This is a genomic window from Marinomonas foliarum (assembly GCF_016906065.1).
Lineage (GTDB): Bacteria > Pseudomonadota > Gammaproteobacteria > Pseudomonadales > Marinomonadaceae > Marinomonas > Marinomonas foliarum.
In genome coordinates this window covers 1467751-1482327 of sequence record NZ_CP070273.1, presented here as the reverse complement: position 1 = coordinate 1482327, position 14577 = coordinate 1467751, and the positions used below count along the sequence as shown (strand labels likewise).

Genomic DNA, 14577 nt, shown 5'->3' with positions numbered 1-14577 from the left:
AATATTTAAGAAGATGTTGAATTACTGTCATTATATTGTGGCGTGATTCTATACTATTTCAAGTTTGTGTGTGGATTTTAATAAAAAATAACCTAACATGCTAATCAAATAATGTTCTTAGACTGTTATAAAAGTGTAAATAATAGGGTAATAAATGAATTCTATACAGGATAACTTAAGCGCAGAATTTTCTATATTAAAAAAATACAGCAATAACATCATTAAGTTATTTGAAGAAGGCGCGACAGTGCCTTTCATTGCTCGCTATAGAAAAGAAAGCACTGGTGGTATGAGCGATATGGATTTACGTGCTTTTTTTGATAGGTGGCAATACTTAGTCGAATTAAAAAAACGAAAAGAAAGCATTCTTTCCTTATTAGCTGACGATTCAAATGTCACTGATATAGTAAGGCGGAAAATACAAAATGCCACGTCAAAAAATGAATTGGAAGATTTGTATGCCCCCTTCAAAAAAGCACGCAAAACAAAAGCGGATGAAGCAAGAGAGCAAGGCTTGCAGCCATTAGCAGCCTTGGTTTGGTCGGGAGAAAGGTCTGACAGTGTATCTGCAATCGAAGCTTGGAATAGACAAAATAAAATTAAAATGTCGGCTGAATCAGCACTAGAAGGTGTAATTGAAATATTGAGTGACGCTATTTCAAGTGACAGCGATGTTCTAAAACAAGGACGTGCAGAGTTACTCAAAAATGGTCGTTTAGTCAGCCGAGTATTGCGAGGTAAAAAAGAAGTAGGTGAAAAATTCCGAGACTATTTTGATTACCAAGAAGACATAAATAAAGTGCCACCCCATCGATTACTGGCACTATTTCGAGGAAAAAAAGAGGCTATATTAAAGCTTAGTATGGTCTTAAAAAGCGGAGATTCTTATCCCGATAGCTTAATGTTCCCCCATTTAAACCAATTGCTGGATCATCAACAATCTGAATCGCATCGACCAACTTCTGTACAACGACGTTATTTAAATATCGCATGGGATAAGAAGCTTCTTTCCAAACTAGAAAGTGATGTATTAGCGCAATTGAAAGAGCGAGCAGAAGAAGGTGCTATTCAGGTATTTGCTGATAACCTTCAAGATTTACTAATGGCCGCGCCAGCGGGTGCTTACCGAGTACTGGGAGTTGACCCTGGTTTCCGTAATGGTGTGAAACTAGCGGTAATTGATGAGCAAGGCAATGTATTAGATCATGGTGTTATTTATCCTCATGGTCCGCAGAACAAGACACAAGAAGCAAACGCTCGGTTATTGGCGCTTATAAACAAGCACCGTATTACTTGGGCGGCAATAGGTAATGGCACCGCCTCACGAGAGACTGAGACTTTGATCAAAGCTTTGATTGCGGAGCAAGAGCTAGACTGTCGTGCGATTGTAGTTAGTGAAGCAGGAGCCTCTGTCTATTCAGCATCGCCCATTGCGATTCAAGAATTTCCAGATTTAGATGTCACTATTCGTGGTGCGGTATCGATTGCTAGGCGTTTTCAGGATCCGTTGGCCGAATTGGTAAAAATAGACCCGCAAGCCATTGGCGTTGGGCAATATCAACATGACGTTAAAGTAACACTGTTATCAAAATCGCTCGCCAATGTTGTGGAAGACTGTGTGAACCGAGTAGGGGTGGATATCAACTTAGCGTCGGTTTCCTTACTATCTTATGTTTCAGGCTTAACCAATCGATTAGCGCAAAATATTGTAGATTATCGTCAGCAAAAAGGGCGAATTGAATCGAGAAGTGAGCTATTAAAGATAAAAGGCATTGGTGATAAATGCTTCGAGCAGTGCGCTGGTTTTTTAAGAATACTCAATGGCAAAGAAGCCTTAGACCAGTCTGGCGTGCACCCTGAATCCTATCCATTGGTGAAAAAAATGGCTGAACAAGTTTCTCTCAAAGCCAATAACCTTTTGAACAATGCCCAAGCTTTACAGCAACTAAAACAGTTAGCGCCCAGTTTTGCGCAAGCTGGCGATTTTACCTACTCTGATATTTTGGCTGAGCTGGCCAAACCTGGCCGAGATCCGCGTCCAGAATTTCGCTATGCGTCTTTTGATCACAGTATTCAGAAACTTGAAGATGTACAGGAAGGTATGACATTAGAAGGTGTTGTGACGAATGTAGCGGCGTTTGGCGCCTTTGTAGACCTCGGGGTACACCAAGATGGCTTAATTCATATCTCGCAGCTTGCTAACCGGTTTGTGAAAGACCCAAGAGAGCTAGTGCGAGTGGGGCAAGTGGTTAATGTCACCGTGATAGAAGTGGATATACAGCGTAAACGAATCGCGTTGAAAGCCAATGGGCTTTAAGAGAGATGCTTATGAACGTCACTTTTTTCAAGTAAGCGCCTCGTTCCTCGTCTCATTTGACCTACGGGGCGGGTTGGTGTTGGTGTCATGATGTAAATCTAGGCAAAAAAAAACCGATTAGCGTACTAATCGGTTTTTTTAGGGATTGCGTTGGACTATTAATTTAAGCCGCAGAAGCAATTTTTGCTTTTGCTTTATTGAAAGATTCTTCACCAGGCTCGCCAAGTGCTTGGCCACCAGCAATGAAGGTTTCTTTTACAGTGATGCCAACAAAACCTAAGAAAGTGTTTAGGTAAGGAACTTGGTGATCCATTGGCGTTTCTGCCAAGAAGCTACCGCTTGCAACGAAAACGTAAGCATCTTTGTTAAGCAAACCAACTGGGCCAGTTTCAGTGTATTGGAAAGTACGACCAGCGCGAGCGATGTAGTCAAAGTAAGACTTCAATGTAGAAGGAATACCGAAGTTATACATAGGTGCAGAAACCGTCACAACATCAGCCGCTTCGATTTCGCTAATAAGCTCATCACCAATCGCAACAATGGCTTTTTGCTCAGCAGTGCGGTTTTCTTCCGGTGTAAACAATGCACCCAAAGTTTCACTCGTAAAATGTGGAAGTGGATTCGCATCAACATCACGAACAACAACCTTGCCACCTGGGTTTTTTGCTAACCAGTTTTCAACAAATTCATTTGCTAGTTGACGTGATTTTGAATTTTCGCCAGAAGCACTAGAGTCGATACGTAATAATGTAGCCATGTTTTGATTCTCCGTAATAAGGGTTAAGAGCCTTAAAGGCGCTGTTTATTGATTAATAGCGCTATCATATAACCAATATATTCGATAAAAAAGTGACATTTTTTGGGGATATTGATCGAAAAATGCGATACATTGTTTCATCCTATTTTAAAGCGAGAATGGCCTTGAAAGCTCCGAGAGTAACCCTAGAACAATGGCGAGTGCTGCAATCAGTTGTTGATAAAGGCGGCTTTGCCCAAGCAGCCGAAGCGTTACACAAAAGCCAGTCTTCAGTGAGCTACACAGTAGCGAAGCTTCAAGAGCAACTTGGTTATCCGCTGCTAATTATTGAAGGGCGCAAGGCCAAACTGACAGAGCGGGGTGAAGTGCTATTGCGTCGGTCTCGCCATTTAATAAAAGAGGCGGTGGACCTGGAAGAACTGGCCCATACATTAGGCCAAGGTTGGGAGCCAGAATTGGAATTGGTTGTGGATCAAGCGTTTCCAACTCCGGCTCTGTTGCGAGCACTGCAAGCATTCGAACCGCAAAGCCAAGGCACACAAGTTCAGCTAAAAGAAGCGGTATTGAGTGGGGGTGAAGAGGCTCTTAGAAAAGGTAGCCCTGATTTAGTGCTCAGTAGCATTGTTCCGAAAGGTTATCTTGCGGACCCTATTGTGGAAGTGGAAATGATCGCTGTCGCGGCGAGCAGTCATCCATTGCTACAAGAAGTAGAGCCTATTAATAATGAGCGCCTGAGCCGAGAACTGCAGATCGTCATTCGTGATTCCGCCTCTGAAACTTCTGTTGATGCGGGTTGGTTAGGGACGGATCGTCGCTGGACAGTATCGAGCGTGCAGTCTGCTTTAGAGATTGTGACCAGTGGCATAGGTTTTGCCTGGCTGCCAAAGGCAGATTTGGAATACGCACTGCAAAGTGGAAAGCTGCAAAAGCTAAAACTGACCTCTGGCAGTGAACGAAATTTTCACATGTATGCCATCTTCGGCAAAGGTGAGCGAACAGGCCCCGCGACTAGGCTTCTGGTTGAACTTCTTCAGGCGGAATGCAATGCATGCCCAAGCCGCAAAGTCTCATCATCATTATCGTGATATCAACTCAAGTCCCAGTTACTCTGGGACTTGGTCTTGAATGATAGTCAATAATGAAGGCAAGAAAGAGCGTTCTACTTTGTTCTCTTCGCTCCAAAGCTTGGCAACGGCAATCGCTTTAGGGCAGTGAAACAGTAATTTACGCACTTGTATTTTAACGACTAACTTTGGCGGTTTGTTATCTTCAGAAAACAGCTCAAGTGAGTCCTTGTCGGTGTGTAGGCTTGCAGTGCCTTTTATGCGAACCACCTCACCAATTCCAGGGATCATAAACAGCAGCCCAACTTCAGGGCGTTCCACGATGTTTCTTAGGCTGTCTAGGCGATTGTTACCAGGAAGATCTGAAAAAGCGATCGTATTAGAATCTAGAACCTTAATAAATCCAGCGTCCCCACCGCGAGGCGATACATCCGCGAAGCCGTTTTCGTCAGATGTTGACATGATGATAAAAGGACAATGCTCTATAAAGGTGATGGAGTGTTGCTCTAACGCATCAATTTCTTTTTTTAATGCTAAAGGGTGCGCCTCTTTATAAAGTGCATCAAGTTGTTGTGGTTCGCTGAGTTTACTCATGCTTGTCCTTTATTGTTGATGGTTTGGCAAAACATTGATAATGGTTACTATTAATATTGAGCGGTATTTTATACTGCTAGCGCCGTAATGTAACCTCTCGCCGTCAGATTGATATTTCTCTGACAATATCGATTGCTGACTCGAGTAGATGCCTTGAAAATCATCGATTTATATTTTTTTATGGAAATTGTCATTTTTTTTATGACAATTTGGGTTGTAGCGTTTTTTGCAAAAAGGTCTAATGGCTCCCATCCTAAAATTTTCATTATTCAAAGACGCCAACACAAGGACGCTTCATGACTCAGGACATCGTAATTCTTGCTGCCGGAAAGGGTAGCCGAATGAAATCCGCATTTTCCAAGGTGCTGCATAAAGTAGGTGGTATCTCTATGGTAAGAAGAGTGCTGACAACCGCAGGTACATTGGCGGATTCGAAATTACATCTCGTTGTTGGACACCAAGGTGAACAGGTCGAAGCAAATTGTCAGGATTTTTCAGCCAATATTGTTTGGCAAAATGACCCGCAAGGTACTGGTGATGCATTACGCCGCGTTGCCCCTTTCCTGCAAGATGATGGCGCGACATTAACTTTATATGGTGATGTGCCGCTTATACGTGCCAGTACATTAGAAAAAATGACTGCACTTTCGAATGCTAACACCTTGGTTTTATTAACGATTTCTCTCGATAATCCAACAGGATACGGGCGTATCGTGCGTAATGAGCAAGACAAGGTTACCGCTATTGTAGAACAAAAAGACGCCTCAGAAAGTGAGCTTGCTATTAAAGAAGTCAATACAGGCATCCTATTGGCACCTAATGCACACCTTCAGAGCTGGCTTGCTGCTTTAACAAACAACAATGCGCAAGGTGAATATTACCTAACTGACGTGATTGCCATGGCGGCACGTGACGGTGTTGAGATTGTTACTGTTAACCCAGAAAGCGAAGCCGAAGTGGCCGGAGTAAATGATCGTGTCCAGCTTGCAGCATTAGAGCGAGAGTTACAGAGTCAGCAAGCTATCAGTCTTATGCAAAATGGTGCGACTTTATTTGACCCATCTCGTATTGATGTTCGTGGCGAGCTAGTCACTGGAAACGATGTCATTATCGATGTGAACTGTGTCTTTGAAGGCAAAGTTGTATTGGGTACTGGTGTGGAAGTTGGACCAAATTGTCACCTTAAAAATTGCACTGTGGGCGATAATACCATCATAAAAAGCAACACTCTGATAGAAGACAGTCAGATTGGTGAATCTTGCGACATCGGGCCATTTGCGCGCTTACGTCCAGGAACTCAATTGGCCAACAAGGCTAAAATTGGTAATTTTGTTGAAACGAAAAAGGCCATTATTGGAGAAGGTAGTAAAGTAAACCACTTGAGCTACATTGGCGACACCGAAATGGGAGCCAACGTAAACGTGGGCGCAGGTACCATTACTTGTAATTATGATGGCGTTAATAAACATAAGACGCAAGTAGCCGATAACGTATTCATCGGATCTAACTCCTCACTAGTTGCACCCGTTCAAGTGGCAGAAGGCGCAACGATCGCTGCCGGCTCGACTATTACAAAACAAGTTGGTGAGAAGCAGTTAGCGTTCGCCAGAGCACGACAGACCAATAAAGACAATTGGCCTAGGCCCACTAAAAAATAACGTTTTAGCTTTTAATCTCTTTGGGTGTAATTCCTCGCCGCTTGCGGCGCTAATAATTATAGCCACGCCACGATTGTGAATAGAAAAGGGGTCAGATCCCTTTAAAAGAACACTCATAATTAGACTATTTATTATTAATTTTAAGGGATCTGACCCCTTTTTTCACAGAAAAAAAGGACTCACTCATGTGCGGAATAGTTGGTGCCATTGCACGTCGTAACGTATCAAAAATTTTAATCGAAGGCCTAAGTCGTCTTGAATACCGTGGTTATGACTCTTCCGGTGTTGCGATTAACAACGAAGAAGGTGTTTATTCGCACCGAGCAGTAGGCAAAGTTCAAGCGCTAAAAGACAAGTTTGAAGCTGTGCCATTAGATGGAAAAATAGGCATCGCACATACTCGTTGGGCGACCCATGGTAAACCAACAGAAGCGAATGCACACCCGCATTTCTCTGGTGACGATCTTGCACTAGTGCATAACGGCATTATCGAAAATCACGAGCCTCTGCGTCGTGAATTAAAAGCCAAAGGCTATGAGTTCAAATCCGAAACAGACACCGAAGTCATCGTTCACCTTATTCACGATGCAATGAAAACACAGCCAGACTTACTGAAAGCGGTACAAGCTGCATTAACAAAGCTGCATGGTGCATTTGCGATTGGCGTGGTTCAAAAAGACGATAACGAACGCTTTATAGCGGCTCGAAAAGGCAGTCCACTTGTTGTTGGGGTTGGCATCGAAGAAAACTTTGTCGCATCTGACCAGCTTGCTTTGTTACACGTTACCGACCAATTCATCTTCTTAGAAGAGGGCGATGTCGCCGAAGTTAGCCGTGATCAAGTCTCTATCTATGATGCAAAAGGCGAATTGCAAGACCGACCAATTAGCGTGTTTAACCACAATGTAGATGCCACAGACAAAGGCGAATTTCGTCATTACATGATGAAAGAAATCTACGAACAACCGAAAGTGATTAGTGCGTGTTTAGAAGGCCGCATCAGCGAAACCAAAGTACTTACTAGCTGCTTTGGGGTTGATTCTGGTTTCTTAAAAGAAGTTGAAAATGTTCATATCGTTGCCTGTGGCACCAGCTACCATGCAGGCATGGTGGCAAAATACTGGATCGAGGATTTGGCTGGACTGCCATGTACCGTTGAAGTAGCCAGTGAATATCGCTATCGCAAAGTAGCAGTGCCCAAGAAAACCTTGTTTTTGACCTTATCTCAATCGGGCGAAACAGCCGACACTTTAGCCGCATTACGTATGGCAAAAGAACTGGGTTATTTGACGACACTGGCTATTTGTAACGTCCCATCTAGTACGCTAGTACGTGAGTCAGCGCTTACTTTATTAACCAATGCTGGTCCAGAAATTGGCGTGGCATCAACCAAAGCCTTTACAACTCAGCTAACAGCATTATTGATTACCAGTGTAGCGATTGCGGTTGAAAATGGCTTGTCTGCTGAGAAAGAAAAAGAGCTTGTGCAAGCTATGCGCTCTTTGCCTGCCTATGTGAATGACGCTTTATTGGCTGACGCTCACATTAAAAAAGTAGCGGATCGATTTGCGAATAAAACCAATGCACTATTCTTGGGGCGCGGCACCATGTTCCCAATTGCACTGGAAGGTTCGTTAAAGCTGAAAGAGATTTCTTATATTCACGCCGAAGCTTACCCAGCAGGCGAGCTAAAACATGGACCATTGGCATTAGTTGATGAAGACATGCCGATTATTGCCTTGGTTCCACACAACGACATGTTGGACAAGCTTAAGTCAAATCTACAAGAAGTCGCCGCCCGCGGTGGTGAACTGTACGTCTTTGCTGATAAAGATACTGACCTTCATAATGAAGACAACATCATCTTCACAGAAGTACCAAAAGTAGACAGCATACTAGAGCCGATTGTTCATACCATTCCACTGCAGTTGTTGTCTTACCACGTTGCTGTTGTGAAAGGTACAGACGTAGATCAGCCGCGCAACCTAGCGAAATCGGTGACAGTGGAGTGATTGGAATAAGAAATACTTATTAAAAAATAAGTGCTAGAAAAATAAGTATGAGAGAAATACAAGGGCTTATAAACAGCCTTTGTTTCTCTTTGCTTTTATTTCTACAAACACTTCTGCCGTTTAGGCTACAAATCTATTTGTAAGCGTTGGTCGACAGGAGGAGGGCAGGAACTTTCTCGTACAATGAGTTGTGTCGGCAGTGTCATTTCAGGATTAGGTTTTCTTCCCTCCAAAATATCAAGTAGCAGTTTCATCGATGTTTCACCAATGAGTTGTCTCGGCTGATGGATGGTGGTGAGTTCAGGGACGCAATATTCGCTCAAAGCTAGGTTGTCAAAGCCAATGACTGACAATTCACTCGGCACAGGTATATTCATTTCTCTGGCTATTTTTAACACACCAATGGCCGCCTCGTCGCTGTGACAAACAATGGCGGATGGTTTATTAGCGAGCGATAAAAGCTGTTTTCCCAGATTGTATCCGGCGATATAAGAAAGGTCGCATTCAAGAATGTAGTTATCCATAGGCGGGATTTTCCACTTCTTCATTATTTCATTATGGCCATTTACCCGAGCGTTATAAGTAGCGTTACTTCTTTTTCCTGTGATGCAGGCTATTTTGTAGTGCCCCATCATAATTAAATATTCAACGCCTTTTTTAGCGCTGTAATGATTGTCGATGTGTACGGTTGGTACAGGAATATCAGAAAAGTATTCACCAGCGATAACAATAGGAAGTTTAACTTCGCCAGCGCTATTAACAATCATAGATTCAGGCACATCAGAAGAAAGAGATAAAATGCCATCTACCTGTTTGCTTTCGAACAAATCAAAATAACTACGGAGTCGTGATGACTCATTACCAGCGTCACCAATGAGTAGCTTGTAGCCATATTTATGGGCAAGCGCTTCGATACCATGAACAACGTCGGAAAAAAAAGTACTGTCTATGTTAGGCAAGACAACAGCAATAGTTTTTGACTCACTTTTTCGTAGGCTTCGAGCAAGGCCATTGGGGGAATAACCGACTTCAGAGGCTGCTTTTTCTACTTTTTTTCGAGTAGTCGGTGACACCACTTCAGGGTTAGCTAATGCTCTAGACACGGTTGCAGTGGATACGCCTGCTAACTTTGCTACATCTTTAACAGTGGCCATAAGCGTCCAAAACAAAGAAGAAATAAAGAATAGTAGCGCTCAATTGCATAGCCTTTTAAAAGCGAGTTTGAATGATTGCATATCTTACCAAACTCTCTGTCTATACACAGCGGCTATTCTCTATGAAAATTAGGATTGTTAGGGAAACGCCATTAGAGCAAAAGCTCTAATGGCGCAGCATTGATATGCCTCTTAGTATGCGGCATCTTCAAAGTAATAATCCGCAACGTTTTCTTTAGTCACCAAATCAGCCCCAAGAATAACACGAGAAGGCTCGTGGTATAGATGGCCAATTTTTTCGTTCTTAACGCCATGTACCGCTAGAGCAACACCAGATGCAATCATTGATGGGCTATAGGTTACAGTAGCACGTACCATTTTGCTTTCATGCTGAATCATTTCCAGAATATCTTTAGAACCAGCACCGCCTAGAACGGTTTTGATATCAGTACGACCAGACTCTTCAATGGCTTTTAAAACACCTTTTAGCATGTCGTCATCTTGGCACCAAACCGCATCAATTTTAGGGTGCTTTTGTAAGAAGTTTTCCATTACGGATAGCGCTTTCTGTGTAGACCAATCACCAGGCTGAGAGTCAAGGATTTTGATATTTGGGTAATCGGCCATTACTTCGTTGAATGCATCGACACGTTGTTTATTGATAGGAATCTGCAAACCCTCAATCACGACAACGTTGCCTTTACCTGACATCTCTTTGGCTAACCATTGTCCACCAACACGGCCTAGACCTGCATTGTCACCCGCAATAAAGACATTTTGAGCCGGATGGGCCAGTTCACGGTCGACAACGACAGTGTAAATGCCGTCGTCGTAGGCTTCTTCAATAACTTTTTGTAAGGTTGCTGGGTTATGAGGAAGAATAACCAAAGCATTAATGCCCTTGATCATCAGATCTTCCACGTCACCGACTTGTTTTGAGCCAGAGCTTGAAGCGACAACAAAAAATTCTACATCTTTGTCTTCTGCTTCGAAATCGGCCGCAGCTTTATTAGCCCACCACAGTAAGCCGGCTGTCCAGCCGTGATCAGCAGATGGCACACTAACACCAACTTTATATTTCGCGGCATAGCTTGTGCCAACAAAGGCAAATAGCATAGTAAATACTGCGATTAGTCTCATGATTTTATTGTTATATTTCATGGATTTTCTCCGTTTTACATTGATTTAATAGCGAGCAAAACATGGGTTCTGCTCGGATTCTTGTTTTTCTTCTTATGTTTCACATAGTGAGAAAAACTAAGCTTTTAACGGTCGCCTTTAAATTGCACGAGAACCGCTGTCAGAATAACGAGACCTTTTACCATGCCTTGTAGATAAGGCGATATGCCCATTAAGTTCAGCATGTTATTGATAATGCCTAAAATGATCGCACCAATAACGGTGCCCCAAATAGTGCCTTTACCGCCAGATAATGCCGTTCCGCCAATGACCACCGCAGCAATAGCGTCTAATTCATAAAATAGGCCTGCGTCACCAGGGCTAACGGAATTTAAACGAGACGCCAATAGCACTGCTGATATACCAACCGATACCCCAGCGATGACAAAGGTCAGGAAATACACCCAGCGAACTTTAATGGCAGAGTAAGAAGCGACTTTTGCATTCGATCCAACGGCGCAGACGTGGCGACCGAACGCGCTGTGTTTCAATAAAATATGGTAAGCAACAGCCAGCAATAGAAAGATCCAAACAGGGTAGGGAATTGCCCATAAGTAACCGCCGCCAATATCTGCAAAGTGTTGATTTTCAGATACCATTTCGCCTGCATCACTTATGTACAGAGTCATGGATCGGAAAATAGACATGGTGGCTAGGGTTGCGATGAATGACGCGACTTTACCGCGTGTAATGACCAGTCCGTTTATTGCGCCAAATACACCACCCAGAGCAATAGCGGAAGAAACAGCCATGGCAACTGCCCACCAACCGTCCCCAGCGCCATTGATGATCATAATAGAGAGCACACCAACCAGAGCAACCATGGAACCAACGGATAAATCAATACCGCCAGCAATGATGACGAACGTCATCCCCAGCGCAATAATCCCAGTATAAGAAACCTGTCTTAACACATTGGTAATATTGCGTGGCATTAAGAAATGCTCGCTGGCAATGGAAGAAAACAGAATCAATAAAAGCAAAGCGATAAAAGGCGCGTAAGTGGCTATATCAAGCCGTTTTAGGCGTGTGATCATGGGCGATAATTCGAACATGGCCATAGTAGATCCTCATGTATTTTTATTGTTTTTTTGTTCCTGAATTTATGACAAGCACAGGAACGTTATTTAAGTTGCGTTTAACGACTGACGAATGGTTTAAATTAGGCTTGAGCCATGGTTTTTAATCCTGCTGCGTAGTACATAATTTCTTTCTCGTTTATCGCGTCACCGGTGAGTTCTCCCATTATTTGGCCAGATCTCATTACCATGATGCGATGGGATAAGCCCATGACCTCTTCAAGCTCAGATGAAATCACAATGATTGATACACCTTGCTCGGTCAGTGAACGGATAAAGTGATAGATTTCTTTTTTGGTATTCACATCGATGCCCCGAGTCGGTTCATCTAAAATGAGGATGCTAGGTTGAGTGTCCATCCATTTAGAGAGATAAACTTTCTGCTGATTACCACCACTTAAGTTAGCCAAGTTTGAATGCAGGGACGCCGCTTTAATATCGAAGCGTTTCACGTATTCACGAGCAACTTGCTGCTCTTTTTTATGCTGAATAAGGCCTTTTACATAAGCAGATAGCGAGATAAGCGTAATGTTTTTAGGAATATCAAAATTCATGATCAAACCTTTGCCTTGGCGATCTTCAGACAAATAGGCGAGGTTATAAGACACCGCATCAGCGATTGAATTAATCTGCACCTTTTGACCATTTATTTCGATTTCACCAGAATCTTTTTTACGCAACCCCATCACAGCTTCCGCTGTCTCGGTTCGACCCGCACCAATTAATCCTGCAAAGCCAAGAACTTCGCCCTTTTTGAGGTCGAAATTGATGTCATCTAATACCCCTTTGATAGACAAATTGGTGACTTTCAAAACCACTTCATCGGTATGCTCCGAACGCTGGGGATAAATTTGGTTTAACTCACGCCCCACCATTTTTCGCGCCATGTCTTCTTCATCTATTTCTGATACATCGTCCACACTGACGAGATAGCCGTCGCGTAAAATTGCCAAACGATCACAAAGTAACTTCACTTCTTTTAGCTTGTGAGAAATGAAAATAATGGTGACACCACGCTGTTTAAGCTTTTCCACTAAATTGAAAAAGATCTCTACTTCGTGATCCGTAAGGACCGTCGTGGGCTCATCCATGATAAGAATGCGTGATTCATTCACCAGAGCCTTAGCAATTTCCACCATTTGTTTCTGCGCCACACTAAGGTTTTCTATCAGGGCATCAGGGCTCAAATTGGTTTCTAATTCTTTCAGTAGCGTGCTGGCTCTGTCACGCATCACGGACTTATTAAGGAAAAAGCCCTTTTTAATTTCGTTGCCAAGAAAGATGTTCTCAAACACATTTAGGCTACTAATTAGATTAAATTCTTGCGGTATCATGGCGATGCCTAAGCGCTTTGCATCCGCGGTAGACTGGATCAATACCTCGTCACCGTCGACCTTAATGCTGCCCGACGTTTTGGTATAAATTCCGCTGATAATTTTGAGCAAAGTCGATTTTCCAGCGCCATTCTCTCCCAGCACACCGAGCACTTCACCCGCATAAATGTCTAAGGTTATTTTGTGTAAAACACGCACACCAGAAAACTCTTTGACGATGCCACGTATTTGCATAATAGGATCATTCATCAGCATTGCTCCTAGTTATAGGCCATGGGCTTCAAGAGGTTGCCAGGTGCTGTTACTAGCAGACGATGCCAATACAGCCGTAATAAATTTCATCCCATCAACCCCATCATCAATGTTAGGGATAAAGCCTTGCACAGACTTCACATCCGCACCGGCTTCAATAGAGTCAATCGCAGCAGCAATATCGAGGTAAAGGTTGGCGAAGCCTTCTAAATAGCCTTCGGGGTGCCCCGCCGGAACTCGAGAAAGACGGTTGGCTTCCTCACCAGCGCCATGACCCGCTCGGGTGATCTTTTGGGTAGGTTCACCAAACACAGATAGCCATAATTCGTTAGGGGATTCTTGCGACCATTCGACGCCAGCTTTTTCACCATAAACTCGGATTTTTAAGCCGTTTTCATTACCAGGCGCCACTTGGCTAGACCACAACATACCCTTTGCTCCACCATCAAAACGCAGCATAGTATGAACGTTATCATCTAGGCGTCGCCCACTAACAAAAGCGCTTAAATCAGCAGACACTTGTTGAACTTTTTGTCCAGAAATGAAACAAGCTAGATTGAATGCATGAGTACCTATGTCTCCTAAGCAACCAGCCATGCCTGACTTTTCAGGGTCAGTGCGCCATTTGGCTTGTTTGTTATCTGTGTTTTCAGCGGGATCGGTTAACCAGTCTTGTGCGTATTCCACCTGAATGACGCGAAGTGCGCCAAGCACATTGGTATCAACCAGATGCTTGGCATGTCTTACCAGAGGGTAGCCTGTGTAATTATGGGTTAGGGCAAAAAAGGCCCCAGATTTTTCAACCAGCGCCTTTAACGCAAGGGCTTCATCTAGATCTTTTGTGACAGGTTTGTCGCAAATTACGTGGATACCTTGTTCTAAAAAAGCCTTAGCAACAGGGAAGTGCATGTGATTTGGAGTGACAATCACTACAGCCTGAATACCATCTTCACGACGCTTTTCCTGTTCGGCCATCGTTGCGAATGACAAATAGGCACGTTCAGGGTCAATACCAAGTCGGAGTGCCGACGCCAAGGCTCTATCAGGGTCAGAAGACAAAGCACCAGCAACCAATTCAAAGCCATCGTCAATACGAGTGGCAATACGATGTACCGCGCCGATAAAAGCGCCATCACCGCCACCGACCATACCGATACGAATACGTTTATGAGTCATG

General features: G+C 43.5%; 11 protein-coding genes. 4 read left to right on the top strand and 7 right to left on the bottom strand.

Annotation, left to right across the window (positions count from 1 at the left end; translation table 11 throughout):
- Window positions 1-154: 154 nt before the first annotated feature.
- Window positions 155-2317 (top strand): Tex family protein, encoded by a 2163-nt coding sequence (locus JSY38_RS06865; protein WP_205116038.1) that lies wholly within the window; start codon window positions 155-157, stop codon window positions 2315-2317.
- Window positions 2318-2480: 163 nt separating this feature from the next.
- On the opposite strand, the gene JSY38_RS06860 is transcribed toward JSY38_RS06865, so the two are convergent.
- Window positions 2481-3074, bottom strand: a complete 594-nt coding sequence (locus JSY38_RS06860; protein ID WP_205116037.1) for an FMN-dependent NADH-azoreductase — start codon at window positions 3072-3074, stop codon at window positions 2481-2483.
- Between the two features lie 122 nt (window positions 3075-3196).
- Between JSY38_RS06860 and JSY38_RS06855 the strand changes: the two genes are divergently transcribed.
- Complete coding sequence (locus JSY38_RS06855) at window positions 3197-4159, top strand: LysR family transcriptional regulator (RefSeq protein ID WP_239544401.1); 963 nt, start codon at window positions 3197-3199, stop codon at window positions 4157-4159.
- Between the two features lie 18 nt (window positions 4160-4177).
- Here the strand turns inward: JSY38_RS06855 and JSY38_RS06850 are convergent, their stop codons facing one another.
- Complete coding sequence (locus JSY38_RS06850; RefSeq protein WP_205116033.1) at window positions 4178-4732, bottom strand: MSMEG_1061 family FMN-dependent PPOX-type flavoprotein; 555 nt, start codon at window positions 4730-4732, stop codon at window positions 4178-4180.
- A 296-nt stretch (window positions 4733-5028) separates the two neighbouring features.
- Here JSY38_RS06850 and glmU point away from each other — a divergent pair, with 296 nt between their 5' ends.
- Together glmU and glmS are read left to right on the top strand one after the other, a co-directional pair.
- On the top strand, window positions 5029-6390 hold the full coding sequence (gene glmU, locus JSY38_RS06845; RefSeq protein WP_205116030.1) for a bifunctional UDP-N-acetylglucosamine diphosphorylase/glucosamine-1-phosphate N-acetyltransferase GlmU: 1362 nt from the start codon (window positions 5029-5031) through the stop codon (window positions 6388-6390).
- A gap of 185 nt (window positions 6391-6575) precedes the next feature.
- Window positions 6576-8402: a glutamine--fructose-6-phosphate transaminase (isomerizing) gene (gene glmS / locus JSY38_RS06840; protein ID WP_205116028.1), complete on the top strand. Its 1827-nt coding sequence runs from the start codon at window positions 6576-6578 to the stop codon at window positions 8400-8402.
- A 125-nt stretch (window positions 8403-8527) separates the two neighbouring features.
- Here glmS and JSY38_RS06835 read toward each other — a convergent pair whose 3' ends face one another.
- The 5 genes from JSY38_RS06835 to JSY38_RS06815 all read right to left on the bottom strand — a co-directional run bounded on the left by JSY38_RS06835 (window position 8528) and on the right by JSY38_RS06815 (window position 14576).
- Entirely contained in the window at window positions 8528-9556 is a 1029-nt protein-coding gene (locus tag JSY38_RS06835) for a LacI family DNA-binding transcriptional regulator (protein ID WP_205116026.1), read from the bottom strand.
- A 192-nt stretch (window positions 9557-9748) separates the two neighbouring features.
- Window positions 9749-10717 carry a substrate-binding domain-containing protein gene (locus JSY38_RS06830; RefSeq protein ID WP_205116024.1) on the bottom strand — a complete coding sequence of 323 codons (969 nt, stop codon included), beginning with the start codon at window positions 10715-10717 and terminating at the stop codon, window positions 9749-9751.
- Between the two features lie 104 nt (window positions 10718-10821).
- Window positions 10822-11796 carry an ABC transporter permease gene (locus tag JSY38_RS06825; RefSeq protein WP_205116022.1) on the bottom strand — a complete coding sequence of 325 codons (975 nt, stop codon included), beginning with the start codon at window positions 11794-11796 and terminating at the stop codon, window positions 10822-10824.
- 101 nt (window positions 11797-11897) lie between these two features.
- A complete protein-coding gene (locus JSY38_RS06820; RefSeq protein ID WP_205116020.1) occupies window positions 11898-13397 on the bottom strand; it encodes a sugar ABC transporter ATP-binding protein in 1500 nt (499 codons plus the stop codon).
- 15 nt (window positions 13398-13412) lie between these two features.
- Window positions 13413-14576, bottom strand: coding sequence for a Gfo/Idh/MocA family protein (locus JSY38_RS06815; RefSeq protein WP_205116018.1), 1164 nt, complete (start codon window positions 14574-14576; stop codon window positions 13413-13415).
- Between the last annotated feature and the right edge of the window lies 1 nt (window position 14577).